Genomic DNA, 17,982 nt, shown 5'->3' with positions numbered 1-17,982 from the left:
AGCGGACGGCCCGACGGCGAGCCGTCCGCTGGGCGGTCCGGCGCTGCCCGGGCGCGTCGCGGGTGGGAGGATCGACGGATGACCGACGACGCCGCGACCGCCCTGCCCCCGGTCCTCACCGAGATCCGCGACGACTTCCTCGCGCTCGGCGAGCGCGACCGCCTCCAGCTCCTCCTCGAGTTCTCGCGCGAGCTCCCGGACCTGCCCGCGCGCTACCAGAACGCGCCCGGGCTGCTCGAGCGCGTCGAGGAGTGCCAGTCGCCCGTGCGCGCGTTCGCCGAGGTCGAGGAGGACGGGGTCCACCTGTACGCGACCGCGCCGGCCGAGGCCCCGACCACGCGCGGATTCGCGTCGATCCTGGCGCAGGGGCTCGACGGGCTGACACCCGAGCAGGCGCTCGCCGTGCCCGACGACTACCCGTTCATGATCGGGCTGACGAACGCCGTGAGCCCCCTGCGGCTCAACGGCATGACGGGCATCCTGCTGCGCGCCAAGCGGCAGATCCGCGAACAGGTCGCGGCGGGCTGAGGGTCCTCAGCCGCGGTCGTCGGCCTGCGCGTCGAAGCGCTCGCGGTGCCCCTGGATCTCGTCGGTGTTCTCCATGGCCCACTCCACGAGGGCCAGGACCGGCGGCAGCAGCGTGCGCCCCAGGTCGGTGAGCTCGTAGTCGACCCGCGGCGGGACGACCGCGTGGACCGTCCGGCTCACGAGCCCGTCGCGCTCGAGCTGGCGCAGGTTGAGCGTGAGCATGCGCTGGGAGATCCCGCTGATGCCGTGCAGCAGCTCGGTGAAGCGCAGCGGCCCGCTCGAGAGAGTGCCCAGGATGAGTGCGCTCCACTTGTCCCCGACCCTGTCCAGGACACGCCGGACCTCGCTGCTCGCGTGGTCGGCGCCGCAGCCGCCTCCGTCGGGGACGGGCACGTGAAGGTCGTCGGGAGCCTGCGACCGGTGGGTACCGCTGGTGGCGGCGGACATGAGTTCTCCGTTCCGGACCCACCGGGAACACCGGTGTGCCTTTTGTAGACCTCCTCCAGGTTACCCATGATGTCCTCCGGCACAAAAGGTGACCGACCCTACGGACGGTTACCGACCATCCTCTTCCGCGCACCCGCCGCGACATGGCGGCGTGCCACGACCTCGAAGGAAACCCTATGAACATCGCCCTCTGGATCGCCGCAGGTCTGCTCGCCGTCGCCTTCGCCGGTGCGGGCTTCATGAAGCTCACGACCCCGGCCGGCAAGCTGATGGAGCAGATGCGCTGGGTCACGCCGGGGCGTCTGACCGCGGTCCGGGTGCTCGGGGCGCTCGAGATCCTCGGCGCCGTCGGCCTGATCCTGCCGCTCGTGACCGACATCGCGCCGATCCTCACCCCGATCGCGGCCGTCGGCCTCGCGGTCACGCAGGTCGGCGCCATCCCGCTGCACGTCCGCCTCGGCGAGAAGCAGTCCGTGCCGGTCAACACCGTCCTGCTGCTGCTCGCAGTGTTCGTCGCCGTGGGGCGCTTCGCCGGCTGGGGCGCGTGACGCCGTCGGGCCGCTGAGACGCCGAGACGCCGAGAAGCGCGTCGAGTGTGACGTTCGGGCTGTCACCGGACCTCCGGGACAGCCCGAACGTCACACTCGACGTACGGGCCGGACGGGGCCCGCGATCACGCCTGGTCGCGCAGCGCCAACCTCCGCGCGAGCACCGCACACACGATGAGCTGGAGCTGGTGGAACACGATGACCGGGACGGCGATCGTGCCCGCGACCGCGACCGGGAAGAGCACCGCAGCCATGGGCAGCCCCGTGGCCAGGCTCTTCTTGGAGCCGCACATGAGCAGCGCGATGCGGTCCTCGACGCCGAGCCGCAGCCCCGCCCCGCCCCACCAGGTCACCGCGAGCATGACCGCGAGGATCACCGCGCTGATCCCGACGAGAGCCAGGATCGTCCACCCCGAGATCCCGGCCCACACGCCCGCGCTCGTCGCCGCGGCGACCGCACCGAAGACCACGATCAGGATCGTGCCGCGGTCCACCGACAGCGTGAGCCAGCGCCGCGCCCGGACCCACCGGCCCACGAACGGCTGCAGGAGCTGGCCCACGACGAACGGGGCGAGCAGGTGCAGCAGGACGTCGCGCAGACCGCTCAGTCCGCCGGTCGCGCCGCTCGACGACATGAACCACAGGACCAGCAGCGGCGTCACGACCATGCCCACGACGTTCGAGACCGTGGCCCCGCAGATCGCGCCCGCGATGTTCCCGCGCGCGACCGACGTGAACGCGACCGACGACTGGACGGTCGAGGGCAGCAGCGACAGGAAGAGGATGCCCGCCGCGAGCGGCGCCCCGACCACGGGCGTCACGGCCCACGAGACGGCGAGCCCCACGAGCGGGAAGACCACGTAGGTCGAGGCGAGGATCCCACCCTGGAGGCGGACGTTCCTCAGGCCTGACCAGACCTCGCTCGTCGACAGTCGCATGCCGTAGACCAGGAACAGGACGGCGACCGCGACGTCGGCGACCGTGTCGACGACACGCTGGACGTCGGCCGGCACCGGGACCACGAGCCCCAGGACCATGGTCGCGACGAGAGCCACGATGAACGGGTCGACCCACTGCTTCAGCACCTGGCGCACGAGGGACGAGTCTAGGTGTCACCGGCCGGTAGGCGGCCGTCGTCGACCGTCAGGACCGGCGAGCCCTCGGAGCCTCGCCGGTCCTGACGCCTCGCACGCGGACGCCGCTACGGGTGCGCGTGCCCCTGGTACCGGTGGAGCGCGGCCTGCGCGTGGTCGGGCACGCTGCCGTCCTTGTTCGCGACCAGGAAGATCCCGCCCATGCCCATGTCGGAGTGCGACTGCACGTGGCAGTGGACCATCCAGGCCCCCGGCCCGACGTTCTCCCCGGCGATCACCTGGAAGCCGAACGAGTCCCCCGGGTTGAGGTCGCGCGTGTCGACGACCTGGGTCGGGTCGCCGGGCCCCGTGAGGTAGCCCGTGCGGTTGTTCGCCCACCTGTGCGCGTGCAGGTGGAAGGTGTGGAACGCGTTGCCGTGACCGATCGCCACGAACTCGACGCGCTCACCCTGGTTCGCCTCGAACACGGGCACGTTCGGCGCGACCTGGTTGTTGATCGACATGCCGTTGAAGGCGACCGTGTACTGGCGGTCGGGCAGGACGTCGCCCTTGCGCCGGACGATCAGCGCGCCGTACATGCCGACCTTGACGCCCTCGGTGCCGTGGTCGGTGCCCAGCGCGTGGTCGTGGTAGTGCCAGTAGCCCGCGCTGCCCGGCATCCACTGGCCGCCCTTGGTCGTGTACGCGGCGTGGGTCCGCCACACGTACGTCCGCGACTGTCCGGGTTCGTTGAACGAGGCGTTGAGCGGGCTGCCGTCGGAGTCGTAGCTGTAGCTCACGCCGTGCGCGTGCAGCGACAGGCGCTTGTCCGTGGTGTTGACCAGGGTGATCTCGAACGTCTCGCCCTCCCACATCTCGAGGGTCGGGCCGGGAACCGTCGCCTGTCCGGGAGCGAGCCCGTAGCCGATCAGCCCGCCGGGCAACGCCTCGGCGTACATCGTCAGGCGGCGGACCTTGTCCTTGCCCGGCTTGCCCTTGTCGGGCTTGCCGTGGTTCCCGTTGCCGTGCGCGGCGGCGGGTGCCGCGCCGAGCCCGAGCACGGCCGGCGCCACGAGGCCCGCGACGGTGCCGGTCAGCATCGACCGTCGCGAGATCTGTCGCTTGAGCAGTCCGTCGGGGGCGGCGGTGTCCTGTGTCATCGTTCTCCCTCTCCTCTGCCCACCGGCGGGTCGTGGGGATCCGGGGGCGGTCAGGTCTTCGTCGTCGAATCCCTGCGTGCCCGGGTCGAGCGGTCGCGTGCGGGATGGGCGACGGGACCGTTCGGCCGGGCGTGGACTGCACGCGGAGCGCGTGGCACCGCTCTGTGGCCGACGACGTCGTGGGCCCGCTGCGGTGCGGCTCCCGTGGTGACGGGTCCGGTGCACGCCCGACCCTAGGGAGACTTCTGTCGTCGGTCAAGCACAAGTTGTTTGGTATACCTTTTTGTTTAGCGTTTCTCACTCCAGAAGAACGGCCGGCCGTACCCGTCGAGCCCCGCCAGGACCGTGCGGAGGTCGCCGCTCAGAACAGCGTGTATCCGCCGTCGACCGTCACGACGGCCCCCGTCATGAAGCTCGACGCCTCGCTCGCGAGCATGACCACGACCGGCCCCAGCTCGGCCGGCGTCCCCCACCGCTTCATGGCCGCAGGCGCCACGCAGTCGTCGTAGTACTCGGGCTGGTCCACGGGCGACGCCTCCGTGAGGATGTAGCCCGGCGCGACCGCGTTGACCCGGATCCCGTGCGGCGCCCACTCCGCGGCGAGCCCCTTGGTGAGCTGGTGCACCGCGGCCTTCGACGCGAGGTAGGCCGGCTGCCAGCGTGGGCGGTTCACGATCTGCGCGGACATCGACCCGACGTTGACGATCGTCCCACCGCGCCCGTCCTCGACCATCTGCCGGGCCACGGCCCGCGAGCAGTACCAGACGCCGTCGAGGTTCGTCGCGAGCGTGCGGTGCCACACGTCGTCCTCGATCTCCAGGGCCGCGCCCCCGATCGAGATCCCCGCGTTGTTGACGAGCACGTCGACCCCGCCGCCCTCGCGCCCGACCTGCGCGACGACGTCGTCCACCTGCTCGCGGTCCGTCACGTCGAGCTCGTAGCCGTGCGCGTCGAGGCCCAGCGCGCGCAGCTCGTCGGCCGCGGACCGCGCGGCCTCGACCGTGGTGGCGGTCAGCGCGACACGCGCGCCCGCCTCCCCGAGGGCCTGGGCGAGGCCGCGGCCGATGCCCCGGCTCCCCCCGGTGATCAGCGCCGTGCGGCCGGCGAGCGAGAACGAGTCCAGGACGGGCATGGGTCTTCCGATCAGGAGCGGGTGAGGGCGGGCGGCGTGTGTGCTCACGGCCCGGTGGAACGACGACGGCGCCGGCCCCGCCTGGGGGCCGGCGCCGCGGCGGCTCAGAAGTCGAACAGGTCCTCGAGCCAGGACTCCTTCTTCTTGCGCTTGCGGTAGCGCGGGTCGTCGCTGCGGTACTGGTCGGAGCCGCGGTAGCGGTCGTCCCCGCGGTACTCGTCACGGCGACGGTCGTCGCCCCGGTAGTCGTCGCGACGGCGGTCGTCCGCGTAGCCGTAGGGCGCTTGCGGCGGGACCGGGAGCTGCTGGGTCGGCGGGTACTGCACGGGCGGCGGGGTCGCGGCGCGGGGCGCACCGTGCGGCGCGGCCGCAGCGGCAGGGCCACCCGCCTCGGCGGCGATCTCGGCCTCGAGGCTGCGGTCGATGATCTTGTCGAGCTCACCCCGGTCGAGCCACACTCCGCGGCACGTGGGGCAGTAGTCGATCTCCACGCCCTTGCGGTCGGACATCACGAGCACGGTCTGGTCGAGAGGGCACAGCATGACGGGTCTCCTTCGTCGGGTCGAACGCTCAACGGTCGGCGCGCGGCGGTGGTTCCCGCTCGCCCGGAACGTGCCGGGCAGCGGGGCCGTGCGACAGGGTACGGCGGCGGGGTCAGACCTCGAAGAGGTAGCCCATGCCCGGCTGGGTGATGATGTGCCGCGGGTTCGCGGGGTCGTCCTCGAGCTTGCGCCGCAGCTGCGCGGTGTAGACGCGCAGGTAGTTGGTCTCGGCCGAGTACGCGGGCCCCCACACGTCGTGCAGGAGCTGGAGCCGTCCGACCATGCGCCCACGGTGACGCACCAGGACCTCGAGCAGCGACCACTCGGTCGGGCTGAGGCGCACCTCCTGCCCGGCTCGCAGCACGCGGCGCCGGGCCAGGTCGATCCGCAGGTCGCCCGCCTCGACGACGGGCTCGGACGCCTCGGCCGGCTGGGCGCGGCGCACCGCGGCCCGCAGCCGCGCGAGCAGCTCGTTCATCGCGAACGGCTTCGTCACGTAGTCGTCCGCGCCCGCGTCGAGCGCGTCGACCTTGTCGTCGCCGAGCTGGCGGGCCGAGAGCACCACGATGGGCACGGCGCTCCACCCCCGGACGCCCGCGATGACCTCGAAGCCGGAGAGGTCAGGCAGGCCCAGGTCGAGGAGGATCACGTCGGGGCGGGCGCTCGCCGCCGCGTCGAGGGCCTCCGTGCCCGTCATGGCCACGGTCACGTCCCAGCCGTGCGCTCGCAGGTTGATCGCGAGGGCGCGCACGAGGCCCGCGTCGTCGTCGACGACCAGCACCCTGTTGCCGTCGACGCTCATCCGCGTACCTCGCCCTTCTCGTCGTCCGTCATGCCCGCCGTGCCGGCCGGGCCACCGCTGTCAGTGCTCACGGCGTCATCCTCCCGTGCGTCGCGCGGCACCGTGACCACCATGGTCAGTCCGCCGCCCGGCGTGTCCTCGGGCGTGATGGTCGCGCCCACGGCCCGGGCGAGGCCGTCGGCGACGGCGAGCCCCAGTCCCAGGCCCTCGCCGGTCGTGTCACCGAGGCGTTGGAAGGGCTCGAACATGCGGACCTTGGACTCGTCGGACAGGCCACGACCCGTGTCGACGATGCGCAGCTCGATCTCGCGCGGGCCGGCCGACGCCGTGATCCGCACGGGCTCGCCGGGTGGGCTGTGCCGCACGGCGTTCGAGGTAAGGTTCGCGACCGCGCGTTCGAGCAGCCCGGGGTCCGTGCGCACGAGTGGCAGGTCGTCGGGCACGTCGAGACGCACGACACCCGGCCCGTAGGGCTCGACCGCGAGCGGCACGATCTCGTCGACCGACGCCGCGCGCAGGACGGGACGCACGCTGCCCGTCTGGAGCCGCGAGAGGTCCAGCAGGTTGTCGATCAGCTTCTCGAGCCTCCCCGTCGAGTCCTGGATGGTCCGCGTCAGGGCCTCGGTGTCCTCGGCGTCGAGGTCGACGTCCGGGGAGGCCAGCCCGTCGACCGCCGTACGGATCGCGGCGAGCGGGGTGCGCAGGTCGTGCGAGACGGCCGCGAGGAGCGCGGTGCGGGTCGCGTCGGCCTCCTCGAGGACGGCGGCCTGGGCCGCCTGCTCGCGCAGTCGCCGGTACTCCAGGACGAGCCCGGCCTGCGCGGCGAAGGCCTCGAGGACCTGCCGGTCGCTCGCGGGCAGGGCCCGCCCCCACAGGGACAGGCGGTGGTGGTCGTCGACGCGCAGCTCGGTGCGCCCGGGGTCGTCACGGTGCCCGACGGCGGAGCTCGCCCGGGAGCGCACGTCGCCGTCGGCGGGCATCCGGTCGCCCTCGGCGGAGATCCCGTCACCCCCGGCGAGCGGGCGGTCACCCTCGGCGGGCAACGCGTCACCCTCGGCGCGGCCCGTGGTCGCGACCGTCCGCCACGCGCTCCTCTCCCCTGCGCGCGACTCGAGCTCGACCCGCGACAGGCCGAACGTCTCGGCCAGCCGCGTGACGATGGCCTGCGCGGTGTCCTCGCCCGAGAGCACCGACCGCGAGAGCGCGGCGAGGGTCGAGGCCTCGGCCCGCGCCCGGTACGCCTGCACGGTCCGCCGCGCCGCGAGGTCCACGACCGACGCGACGGCCGCCGCGACGAGCACGAACACCAGGAGCGCCAGGAGGTTCTCCGGGTCCTGGACCGTGAGGAACCCCGTCGGTGGCGTGAAGAACCAGTTGAGGCACAGGAACGACACGACGGCTGCGGCCACGGCGGGCCAGAGCCCGCCCACGAGCGCGACGCCCACCGAGCCCGCGAGGAACAGCATGAGCTCGGTCGAGAGCGACACGTCCTCGCGCAGCAGCCAGAAGATCCCGGTCAGCACGGCGGGCACGACGAAGGCCAGGGCCCACCCGGCGGCCCGGCGTCGCCGGGACAGCGCCGACCACCGCCCCCGCAGGAGCCTGCCCGTGCGGGCCTTCTCGTGCGTCACGAGGTGGACGTCGATCGTCCCGGCGAGGCGCGCGATCTCCGTGCTGGACGAGCCCAGCAGCGCCTCGCGCCAGCGGGAGTGCCGCGAGACGCCCACGACGATCATGGTCGCGTTGACGCCCTGCGCGAAGTCGACGACTGCCGACGCGACGTCCTCCCCCACGACCGTGTGGAACGTCCCGCCGAGCGACTCGACGAGCTCGCGCGACGCGGCGATGGCTGCGGGCGGGGCGCTGGGCAGCCCGTCGGTGGCCAGGACGTGCACCGCGACGAGCTCGGAGCCCGATGCGCGCTGGGCGATGCGGGCGCCGCGTCGCAGCAGCGTCTCGCCCTCCGGCCCACCCGTGACGGCGACGACGACGCGCTCGCGCGCGGGCCACGTGCCGACGATCGCGTGGTCGGCCCGGTAGCGGGTCAGGGCGTCGTCGACGCGGTCGGCGAGCCACAGGAGCGCGAGCTCGCGCAGGGCCGTGAGGTTGCCCGTGCGGAAGTACGACGACAGCGAGGCGTCGATCTGCTCGGCCCGGTACACGTTGCCGTGCGCGAGGCGGCGGCGCAGCGCCTGGGGCGAGAGGTCGACGAGCTGGATCTGGTCGGCGTCGCGCACGACCTGGTCGGGCACGGTCTCACGCTGGCGCACGCCCGTGATGGCCTCGACGTCGCCCGTGAGCGACTCGAGGTGCTGCACGTTGACCGTGGTCACGACGTCGATGCCCGCGGCCAGGAGGTCCTGCACGTCCTGCCAGCGCTTGCGGTGCCGCGATCCGGGCGCGTTGGTGTGCGCGAGCTCGTCGACCAGCGCCACCTGGGGCGCGCGGGCGATCACGGCGTCGACGTCGAGCTCGGTCAGCTCGACGTCGCGGTGGCTCACGACGCGGCGCGGCACCACCTCGAGGTCGCCGATCTGCGTGATCGTGGCGGCGCGCCCGTGGGTCTCGACGAGTCCCACGACCACGTCGGTGCCGCGGGCTCGCCGCCGGTGCGCCTCGCCGAGCATCGCGTACGTCTTGCCCACGCCCGGGGCCGCCCCGAGATACACGGTGAGGACCCCCGGGCGGCGAGCGACGCCGTCGGGCCGGGGGGTGCCGGACGCGCCCGGGACCGGGCGCCCCTCCTGGGGGCTCCCGGACCCTGCGGCCTCCTGACCGCCGCGCGTCTCAGGCACGGGGCACCCGCGCCGTCCGGTCCACGGCGGGGGGCCTCGCGCTCGTCGTCATGGGTTCATCTTCTCCGAGTTCTCGAGCGCGAGGTTGAGCTCGAGAACGTCGACACGCGGTTCACCCAGGACGCCGAGGTCCCGGCCCGCGGTGTGCCGGGCCACGAGGTCCGCGACGACGGTCTCGTCGAGGCCCCTGGCCTCGGCGACCCGCGCGACCTGCAGGGCCGCGTACGCGGGGCTGATCTGCGGGTCGAGGCCCGACGCCGACGCCGTGAGCGCGTCGGCCGGCAGCGACGCGGGGTCCACGTCGTTCAGGTCCGCGAGCGCCGCCCGGCGCTCCTCGATCGAGGCGACGAGCTCGGGGTTGAGCGGCCCGAGGTTCGTGCCGGCCGAGGCGAGCGTGTCGTAGCCGTCGCCCGCGGCCGAGGGACGGCCGTGGAACCAGCGCTCGGCGTCGTCGGCCGCGGCGAAGTCCTGGCCGATCAGCGCGGACCCCACGACGGGGGCCCCGTCCGCCCCTGTGTCGGTGATCGACGCGGCGTGCGTGCCGTCGCTGCGCACGAGCGAGCCGTTCGCCTGCCACGGCAGGGCGAGCTGCCCGACGCCCCACACCGTGAGCGGGTACGCCACACCCAGGAGCAACGTCAGGACGAGCAGGACGCGCAGGCCCGCGAGCGTCTGGCGGAACAGCGAGGCGGCACCGGCCGAGGCCGAGGGGCGCGCGAGGGGGGCGGGGCGTCCGGGGACGCCCGCGGGGGTCGAGAGAGTTCCAGGCATGTCAGCCAATCCCGGGGATGAGGGAGATCACGAGGTCGATGAGCTTGATCCCGACGAACGGCGCCACGAGGCCGCCCACGCCGTAGACCAGAAGGTTGCGGCGCAGCATCGCCGACGCCGACGACGGCCGGTACCGCACGCCCTTGAGCGAGAGCGGGATGAGCACCAGGATGATGAGCGCGTTGAACACGACGGCCGACAGGATGGCCGACTCGGGGCTCGACAGCCGCATGACGTTGAGCACCGCGAGCTGCGGGAACACGACCATGAACATCGCGGGCAGGATCGCGAAGTACTTCGCGATGTCGTTCGCGATGGAGAAGGTCGTCAGGGCCCCGCGCGTGATGAGCAGCTGCTTGCCGATCTCGACGATCTCGATGAGCTTGGTCGGGTCGGAGTCGAGGTCCACCATGTTGCCCGCCTCCTTGGCGGCGGTGGTCCCGGTGTTCATCGCGACGCCCACGTCGGCCTGCGCCAGGGCGGGGGCGTCGTTGGTGCCGTCGCCCGCCATGGCGACGAGCCGCCCGCCGGCCTGCTCGCGCCGGATGAGCGCGAGCTTGTCCTCGGGCGTCGCCTCGGCCAGGACGTCGTCGACGCCCGCCTCGGCGGCGATGGCCCGCGCGGTCACGGCGTTGTCGCCCGTGACCATGACGGTGCGGATGCCCATGGCGCGCAGCTCGTCGAACCGTTCGCGCATGCCGACCTTGACGACGTCCTTGAGGTGGACGACGCCGAGCACTCGCGCGGGCCCCTCGCCGACCTGCTCGGCCACGACGAGCGGTGTGCCGCCCGAGGAGCTCACGGCGTCGACGTGGGCCGCGAGCTGTTCGGCGGCAGTGCCACCGGGCCCGCTGCTCGTCGACGACCCGGTCGAGTGCACCCAGCGCTGGACCGCGCTGCCGGCGCCCTTGCGGATGCGGCGAACGCGCCCGTCGGGCAGCGGCAGGTCGATCCCGCTCATGCGCGTCTGCGCGGTGAAGGGCACCATCTCGGCGCCGGTGAGGTCGTCCGCGTCGCCCGCCGTGCCGTTGCTGCCCGACGGCGTCACGCGCGCCGCGTGGTCGGGCTCCCCTGCCCCCGGGGCCGGGCCGGACGCCGGGGCCCCCACGCCGTACCGCTCACGGACGAGCACCACGATGCTCTTGCCCTCTGGCGTCTCGTCCGCGAGCGAGGAGAGCCGGGCCCCCTCGGCGAGCTGCTCCGTCGTGACGTCGCCGACCGTGAGGAGGTCGGCCGCCTGCCGGTTGCCGTACGTGATGGTGCCGGTCTTGTCGAGCAGCAGCACGTCGACGTCGCCCGCGGCCTCGACCGCGCGGCCCGACATCGCGAGCACGTTGCGCTGGACGAGACGGTCCATGCCCGCGATGCCGATCGCCGACAGCAGCGCGCCGATGGTCGTGGGGATGAGGCACACGAGCAGCGAGATGAGGACGATCATCGACTGCTTGGAGCCCGAGTACACCGCGAACGGCTGGAGCGTCACGACGGCCAGCAGGAAGATGATCGTGAGCGAGGTCAGCAGGATGTTGAGCGCGATCTCGTTGGGCGTGCGCTGGCGCTCCGACCCCTCGACGAGCGCGATCATCCGGTCGACGAACGTGTGGCCCGCGGGGGCCGTGATCCGCACGACGATCGTGTCGGACAGGACGACGGTTCCGCCCGTGACCGCCGACCGGTCACCGCCCGACTCCCGGATCACGGGGGCGGACTCGCCCGTGATCGCGGACTCGTCGACCGACGCGACGCCCTCGATCACGTCGCCGTCACCGGGGATGATCTCGCCCGCCCGGACGACCACCACGTCCCCGACGCCCAGCGTCGAGGAGGGGACCTCCGCCGTCGGGAGGGCCGCGAGACCTGTGCCCGACGCCAGGGTGTCTGAGGGAGCCATGACGCGCCGCGCGGTCGTCTGCTGCTGGGTCGCGCGCAGGCTCGACGCCTGCGCCTTGCCGCGGCTCTCCGCGATCGACTCGGCGAGCGTCGCGAACAGCACGGTCGCCCACAGCCACACCGCGATGGCCCACGCGAACACGCTGGGCTCGAACGCGGCGAGGAGCGTCGTGGCCACGGCACCGAGCTCGACGACGAACAGCACGGGCGACGTGTACAGCTCACGCGGGTCGAGCTTGCGGAACGCCCCGGGCAGCGCGGCCCGGACCTGCGCCCCCGAGAGCGACGCCCCACGCCCGGCCCCGGTCTTGCGGCCGGAAGGCCCATGGGGGGCCGAAGGACCAGCTGCACCAGCCGCGTCGCCCGCACCGTCATCGGCAGCACCGGCTGAGCCCGGAGCGACAGGAAGCAGGACCGCGTCGGACGCACCAGCAGGAGCGTCCCCGCGGGGGGCGGGGCGGGTCGTGGCGGGCTTGGCGGAGGACCGAGGAACGAGGTCCTCTGGAAGACCCGCCCCGCCCCCCGCGGGGACGCTCCCCGAGGGAGCGACGGAAGAAGAACGATTCATGAGAGCGACTCCACGATGGGACCGAGCGACAGCACGGGGACGAAGGTGAGCCCGACGACGACCAGGGCGACGGTCCCCAGGACGCCCACGAAGAGCGGCTGGTGCGTCGGGAGGGTGCCCGCGGTGGCGGGGACCGTCTTCTGGGAGGCGAAGCGTCCGGCGAGGGCCAGGACGAGGGCCATGGGGATGAAGCGGCCGGCGAGCATCGCGATGCCGAGGGCCGTGTTGTAGAAGGGCGTGCCGGAGGTGAGACCGCCGAACGCCGAGCCGTTGTTGTTGGCCGCGGACGTGAACGCGTACAGGACCTCGGAGAGCCCGTGCGGGCCCGCCTCCTGGATGCCGGCCTGCCCGGCGGGCAGCGCGATCGCGAGGGCCGTGCCGACCAGCACGAGGAACGGGACGGTGAGGATGTAGAGCGCGACGAGCGTGATCTCCTGGCGGCCGATCTTCTTGCCCAGGTACTCGGGGGTGCGCCCGACCATGAGGCCCGACACGAAGACCGCGACGATCGCGAGCATGAGCATCCCGTACAGGCCGGAGCCCACGCCGCCCGGCGCGATCTCGCCGAGCATCATGGTGAACATCGTGACGCCGCCGCCCGGGGCGGTCAGGGAGTCGTGCATGGCGTTGACCGCCCCGGTCGAGGTGCCCGTGGTGGACGCGGCGAACAGGGCGCTCGCGGCGAGGCCGAAGCGGGTCTCCTTGCCTTCCATGGCGCCGCCCGCGGCGAGCGGGGCGGCACCGGGGCCGGCCATCTCGGCCCAGGTGATGAGCGCGACCGCGACGAACCACAGCGCGCCCATGGCCCCGAGGATCGCCCAGCCCTGGCGCTTGTCGCCGACCATGAGGCCGAACGTGCGGGGCAGCGTGAAGGGGATGACGAGGATCAGGAAGATCTCGAACAGGTTGGAGAACGGGGTGGGGTTCTCGAGCGGGTGCGCCGAGTTGGCGTTGAAGAACCCGCCGCCGTTGGTGCCGAGCTCCTTGATGACCTCCTGCGAGGCGACGGGGCCGCCGAGCACGTGCTGCGTGCCGCCCGCGACCGTGTCGATCGCGGTGTGCGCGTCGAAGTTCTGGATGACGCCCGTGGCGAGCAGCACGAGCGCCCCGACGAACGCCATGGGCAGCAGGATGCGCACGCAGGTGCGGGTCAGGTCGGACCAGAAGTTGCCGACGCGCCCGTCGGTGCCCGAGCGCATGAAGCCGCGGATCAGGGCGACCGCGACCGAGATCCCGACGGCCGCGGACACGAAGTTCTGCACCGCGAGCCCGGCCATCTGGAGCAGGTGCCCCGCGGCGGCCTCGCCCGAGTACCACTGCCAGTTCGTGTTGGCCACGAACGAGACCGCGGTGTTCCATGCACCGGCAGGGTCGAACGCCGAGAACCCGAGGTTCATCGGCAGGTGCGCCTGGAGGCGCGCGAGCCCGTACAGGACCAGGAGCGAGGCCGTCGAGAAGCCGAGGAGCGAGAGCAGGTAGGTGCTCCACCTCTGCTCGGCGTCGGGGTCGACGCGCATGATCCGGTACCCGGCCCGTTCGACCCGCAGGTGCCGGGGCGAGGTGAAGACGCGCGCCATGTAGGCGCCGAGCGGGGCATGGACCGCGGCGAGCGCGAGGAGGAGCAGGGCGACCTGCCCGACGGCGATCCACACGCTGGGCGTCTGTGTCGCCGCCTGCGTCGCTGTCTGGGTCAGGACGGCGGTCTGGGCCAGCGCGGAGGTCTGGGTGAGCACGGTCGCGCTCACCGGACCTTGTCGCTGCGGAGCAGGGCGACGAACAGGTAGCCGAGGAGCACCACGACGGTGCCGAGCCCGACCCAGTCGAGGACCGTCATGACGCGGACCCCCCGGAGGAGCCGTGGCGGCGTGCCACGAGGCCGACGGCGGTGAAGAACACCACGGTCAGCAGGATGTAGGCCAGGTCGGCCATCTGAGCTCTGCCTTCGAACGTCGTGCGGCGGGCGGCTCCGTGGATCGCGAGCGGCTGCTCGTGGTCGGTGCGGGAGGCGCGGTGCCGGTGCGCAGCTCCTGCGCACACCTCAGGTCTACGGCGTGGGCGGGGCGTCACGGGTCGGCGTTGACGGGTTCTTGACGGGGCCCGGGCGCGTGTTGACGCAACCCTGACGGCGGGCGGTCGGCACCGCCCGTGCTCCTCGCGGGGGCCGGTACCGGGGTCGGCTCCGGCGCCCCCGGGCAAAGGGTCGCGGCGGGATCAGAGGGGCGGCGAGACGGGATCAGTCGGCGTCGAGGCGCTCGCGCAGCTCCTCGGCGAGGTGCAGGTCGTCGTCGAGCGCCGCGAGGGCGTCCGCGAGCAGGGGCAGCGACTCGGCGCCGGCGAGGAACCGGGCGGCCGCGACGTCGTCGTGCAGCTGGAGCGCGAGGTCCGCCCGCAGGACGAGGGCCCGGAAGCGCAGGCGTTCGGAGACGGTCCGGGTCCGCACGCCCTCGGCGTCGAAGGCCCGGTCGAGGACGCGGGCCGCCCCCGTGGGGTCGCCCGCTCCTCGCAGGATGCGTGCGTGCTCGACGGCACGGGCGATGTCGGCGGGCGCGTCGACGGTGCGCCGTGGGAGGCGGCCCAGCGGCACCTCACCGCGCTGCACCACGTGTGCCTCCTCGCACTCGTCGGGCCACGTGGGCTGCCGACGGGCTGTGTCCGATCTGTCCGTCCTCGTCCACCCTAGCCGCGAGGTATGGCCTGCGCGCGGGATGCCGCCCGGCGCGCCGCCAGGAGGCGCGGGCCCGGCGGAGGGCGGACGGCGGCGCGCCGCGAACCGTCCCGAGATGCGGCCAACGGGGGTCCGGAACGTTCCCGGACCCCCGTTGGCCGCACCTCGACGAGCGCCTCAGCGCTGGACGCGCGCGCTCCCGCCCGACGCGAGCTTGCGGACCTCGGCGAGCGACGCCGTCGACGTGTCGCCCGGCGTGGTCATCGCGAGGGCGCCGTGCGCGGCGCCGTACTCGACGGCCTCCTGGATCGAGCCGAGCTCCATGAGCCCGTACGCGAGGCCCGAGGCGAACGAGTCGCCGCCGCCCACGCGGTCGAGGATCTCGAGGTCGGCGCGGTGCGTGGCCTCGGCGAACCCCTGCACGCGCGACCATGCGATGGCGCCCCAGTCGTTGCGGGTCGCGGAGTGCACGGCGCGCAGCGTGGTGCCGATGACCTGGAAGTTCGGGTACGCGGCTGCAGCGGTCTCGATCATGGCGCGGAACGCCGCGGTGTCCAGGTCCGTGAGGTTCTCGTCGACGCCCTCGATCTCGAAGCCGAGGCTCGCGGTGAAGTCCTCCTCGTTGCCGATCATGACGTCGACGTACTGCGCGAGGTGGCGGTTGACCTCCTGCGCGCGCGCCGGGCCGCCGATGCCCTGCCAGAGCGACGGGCGGTAGTTGAGGTCGTAGGACACGATCGTGCCGTGCTTGCGTGCGGCCTTCATCGCGGCCTCGGCGACGTCCGCGGACGACGCGGAGAGCGCTGCGAAGATCCCGCCCGTGTGGAGCCAGCGCACGCCGCGTCCGAACAGCTCGTCCCAGTCGACGTCGTCCGGCTGCATCTGCGCGATCGCGGTGTTGCCGCGGTCGCTCACCCCGACCGCGCCGCGCACGCCGTAGCCGCGCTCGGTGAAGTTGAGGCCGTTGCGGACCGTGCGGCCGATCCCGTCGTACGGCACCCACTGGACGTAGCTCGTGTCGAGCCCGCCCGTGAGCATGAGGTCCTCGACCAGGCGGCCGACCTCGTTGTCCGCGAGCGCCGTGACGATCGCGCCGCGCAGGCCGAAGCAGCGGCGCAGGCCGCGCGCGACGTTGTACTCGCCGCCGCCCTCCCAGGCGTCGAACGAGCGCGTGGTCTTGATGCGTCGCTCGCCCGGGTCGAGGCGGAGCATGACCTCACCGAGGGAGACGACGTCGTAGGTGCAGTCCGCGGCCGGGCGGAGGTTCAGGGGGGCGCCCACGGTACGGGTGCTGTCGGTCATGTCAGCTCACTTTCCTGCGGCAGCGGAGGCGGGCGCGGCTGCGGACGTCGGAGCCGCCGCGAGCGCGACGGCCTGCGCGGAGCGTCGCGTGATCTCGGCGAAGTCGCCCGCCTCGACGAGGGCCTTGTCGACCATCCACGAGCCGCCCACCGCGAGGACCGAGGGCACCGCGAGGTACTCGGTCGCGTTGGTGGCGCTCACGCCGCCCGTGGGGACGAAGCGCAGCCCGGGGAACGGTGCGGACAGCGCCTTGATCGCGGGCACCCCTCCGTTGATGCCGGCGGGGAAGAACTTCACGACGTCGAGCCCCAGGGCGAGGGCGGCCATGATGTCCGACGGCGACGCGACCCCGGGGAAGATCGGCAGGCCGTGGTGCTGGGCGCGGCGCACGACGTCGGCGCTCAGGCCGGGCGAGACGACGAAGCGGGCGCCGGCGTCGACGGCCTGGTCGACCTGCTCGGCGTTGATCACGGTCCCGGCCCCGGTCACGAGCTCGGGGAGCTCGCGCGTCACGGCCGCGATCGCGGCGCGTGCCCCGGCGGTGCGGAAGGTGATCTCGGCGATGGGCAGGCCGCCGTCGAGGAGGGCGGCGCCGAGGGCGAGCGCCTGGGCCTCGTCCTCCACGACGACCACGGGGACGACCCGGACCCTGGCGAAGAGCTCGTGGAGGTCGGTCGGGGGCGCAGCGGGTGACATGAGGCCTCGCGTTTCGTTATAGTGAACGGATGTTCTGGAATGCGAAATCACTCTACGCGAACGGCCCCAGCCCGTGGTAGCCCGGCCGCCCGCCGACACGGACGCTCCCGAAGCCGACCCCGCACCGGCCACCAGCCCCCTCGGCTCGGTCGACAAGGCGCTGCTCGCGCTCGAGCACCTCGCGGCCGCAGGCCCGCACGGCACCCCGCTGGGCACCCTCGCGGCAGACCTCGGCCTGAACAAGACCTCGCTGCACCGCACGCTCGCCGCGCTGCGCTTCCGCGGCCACGCCGAGCAGGACCCCGCGACCGGGAGGTATCGCCTCGGCCCTGCGGCGACCGCGCTCGGGAACGTCTTCCTCGGGGAGGAGCACCTGCCCGCACTGCTGACGCCGGCGCTCACCGCGGTGTGCGAGGCGTCGGGCGAGCTCATCCACCTGGGCGTGCTGTCCGGGCCGGAGATCGTCTACCTCGACAAGGTCGAGCCCGCGCGCGCCGTCCGCGTGTGGTCCGCGATCGGCCGCCGCCGCCCGGCCGCCACCACCGCGCTCGGCCGCGCCCTGCTCGCGTTCCGCGCGACCGACCGCTCCGCGATGGGCTGGTACACCGCCGCGGCCGGCGACACGAGCCCCGTGACCGACGACGCGCTCTGGGAGACCCTGCGCACGACCAGGACCCGCGGGTACGCGACCGAGACCGAGGAGAACGAGCCCGGCATCAGCTGCCTCGCGGTCCCGCTCCTGCGCGCCGGGCAGGCCGTCGCGGCCCTGTCGGTGACCGCCCCGGCGGACCGCATGGACACCCGCCGGCACGTCGAGCTCGCCCGGACGATCGACACCGTCGCCCGGCCACTGCTCCCCCCGTCGCTGAGCCTGCCCGCCGACCTCGCTCCCTCGAGCAGCTGACCCGGCCGCCGCCCCGGCCGCGGCCCCGGGTGCCGGCCGGGAGCCCGGCCACCGACCGGGCCGAGCAAGGACGCCGACGGCGAGCGACGCCGTCGGGCGGGGAGCCCTCGACGCGCTCCGCCGTTCGCTGCGCGGCCCCCTGCGGTGTGAGAGAGTTCA

At 73.3% G+C, this 17,982-nt stretch carries 17 protein-coding genes; 3 read left to right on the top strand and 14 right to left on the bottom strand.

What is annotated here, in order from left to right; genetic code table 11:
* The first annotated feature begins 78 nt into the window (after positions 1-78).
* Positions 79-528: a SufE family protein gene (locus WFH32_RS00755; protein ID WP_191796387.1), complete on the top strand. Its 450-nt coding sequence runs from the start codon at positions 79-81 to the stop codon at positions 526-528.
* Between the two features lie 6 nt (positions 529-534).
* On the opposite strand, the gene WFH32_RS00750 is transcribed toward WFH32_RS00755, so the two are convergent.
* On the bottom strand, positions 535-975 hold the full coding sequence (locus WFH32_RS00750; RefSeq protein WP_336705922.1) for a winged helix-turn-helix transcriptional regulator: 441 nt from the start codon (positions 973-975) through the stop codon (positions 535-537).
* A 176-nt stretch (positions 976-1,151) separates the two neighbouring features.
* Here WFH32_RS00750 and WFH32_RS00745 point away from each other — a divergent pair, with 176 nt between their 5' ends.
* Positions 1,152-1,523, top strand: a complete 372-nt coding sequence (locus WFH32_RS00745) for a DoxX family protein (protein ID WP_191796385.1) — start codon at positions 1,152-1,154, stop codon at positions 1,521-1,523.
* A gap of 125 nt (positions 1,524-1,648) precedes the next feature.
* Here WFH32_RS00745 and WFH32_RS00740 read toward each other — a convergent pair whose 3' ends face one another.
* The 13 genes from WFH32_RS00740 to eda all read right to left on the bottom strand — a co-directional run bounded on the left by WFH32_RS00740 (position 1,649) and on the right by eda (position 16,919).
* The gene (locus WFH32_RS00740) at positions 1,649-2,617 is read right to left on the bottom strand and encodes a bile acid:sodium symporter family protein (protein ID WP_191796384.1); all 969 of its coding nucleotides are present in this window, start codon (positions 2,615-2,617) and stop codon (positions 1,649-1,651) included.
* Between the two features lie 107 nt (positions 2,618-2,724).
* A complete protein-coding gene (locus WFH32_RS00735) occupies positions 2,725-3,756 on the bottom strand; it encodes a multicopper oxidase domain-containing protein (RefSeq protein WP_225228111.1) in 1,032 nt (343 codons plus the stop codon).
* Positions 3,757-4,117: 361 nt separating this feature from the next.
* Positions 4,118-4,888, bottom strand: coding sequence for an SDR family NAD(P)-dependent oxidoreductase (locus tag WFH32_RS00730; protein ID WP_191796383.1), 771 nt, complete (start codon positions 4,886-4,888; stop codon positions 4,118-4,120).
* A 104-nt stretch (positions 4,889-4,992) separates the two neighbouring features.
* Positions 4,993-5,430 carry a TFIIB-type zinc ribbon-containing protein gene (locus tag WFH32_RS00725; RefSeq protein WP_191796382.1) on the bottom strand — a complete coding sequence of 146 codons (438 nt, stop codon included), beginning with the start codon at positions 5,428-5,430 and terminating at the stop codon, positions 4,993-4,995.
* A gap of 112 nt (positions 5,431-5,542) precedes the next feature.
* Positions 5,543-6,232 (bottom strand): response regulator, encoded by a 690-nt coding sequence (locus tag WFH32_RS00720; protein WP_191796381.1) that lies wholly within the window; start codon positions 6,230-6,232, stop codon positions 5,543-5,545.
* Positions 6,229-8,859, bottom strand: a complete 2,631-nt coding sequence (locus WFH32_RS00715; RefSeq protein WP_404822022.1) for a DUF4118 domain-containing protein — start codon at positions 8,857-8,859, stop codon at positions 6,229-6,231. Before WFH32_RS00715 ends, WFH32_RS00720 begins: the two co-directional genes overlap by 4 nt.
* Before the next feature lie 216 nt (positions 8,860-9,075).
* Positions 9,076-9,798: a potassium-transporting ATPase subunit KdpC gene (gene kdpC / locus WFH32_RS00710; RefSeq protein ID WP_336705921.1), complete on the bottom strand. Its 723-nt coding sequence runs from the start codon at positions 9,796-9,798 to the stop codon at positions 9,076-9,078.
* A gap of 1 nt (position 9,799) precedes the next feature.
* Positions 9,800-12,256 carry a potassium-transporting ATPase subunit KdpB gene (gene kdpB / locus WFH32_RS00705; RefSeq protein ID WP_336705920.1) on the bottom strand — a complete coding sequence of 819 codons (2,457 nt, stop codon included), beginning with the start codon at positions 12,254-12,256 and terminating at the stop codon, positions 9,800-9,802.
* Positions 12,253-13,908, bottom strand: coding sequence for a potassium-transporting ATPase subunit KdpA (kdpA, locus tag WFH32_RS00700; protein WP_191797697.1), 1,656 nt, complete (start codon positions 13,906-13,908; stop codon positions 12,253-12,255). The genes kdpB and kdpA overlap by 4 nt, the downstream gene beginning before the upstream one ends.
* A gap of 89 nt (positions 13,909-13,997) precedes the next feature.
* Positions 13,998-14,090: a potassium-transporting ATPase subunit F gene (locus WFH32_RS00695; RefSeq protein ID WP_129429396.1), complete on the bottom strand. Its 93-nt coding sequence runs from the start codon at positions 14,088-14,090 to the stop codon at positions 13,998-14,000.
* A 399-nt stretch (positions 14,091-14,489) separates the two neighbouring features.
* Entirely contained in the window at positions 14,490-14,858 is a 369-nt protein-coding gene (locus WFH32_RS00690; protein WP_138825193.1) for a hypothetical protein, read from the bottom strand.
* A gap of 240 nt (positions 14,859-15,098) precedes the next feature.
* Entirely contained in the window at positions 15,099-16,223 is a 1,125-nt protein-coding gene (locus tag WFH32_RS00685) for a sugar kinase (protein WP_336705919.1), read from the bottom strand.
* Positions 16,224-16,229: 6 nt separating this feature from the next.
* Positions 16,230-16,919 (bottom strand): bifunctional 4-hydroxy-2-oxoglutarate aldolase/2-dehydro-3-deoxy-phosphogluconate aldolase, encoded by a 690-nt coding sequence (eda, locus tag WFH32_RS00680; protein WP_191797655.1) that lies wholly within the window; start codon positions 16,917-16,919, stop codon positions 16,230-16,232.
* 73 nt (positions 16,920-16,992) lie between these two features.
* Between eda and WFH32_RS00675 the strand changes: the two genes are divergently transcribed.
* On the top strand, positions 16,993-17,823 hold the full coding sequence (locus tag WFH32_RS00675; protein ID WP_336705918.1) for an IclR family transcriptional regulator: 831 nt from the start codon (positions 16,993-16,995) through the stop codon (positions 17,821-17,823).
* Positions 17,824-17,982 lie beyond the last annotated feature (159 nt).

This window comes from Oerskovia sp. USHLN155, from assembly GCF_037145535.1.
Taxonomy (GTDB): Bacteria; Actinomycetota; Actinomycetes; order Actinomycetales; family Cellulomonadaceae; genus Oerskovia; species Oerskovia rustica.
This window is presented reverse-complemented; position numbering and strand designations above follow the sequence as displayed.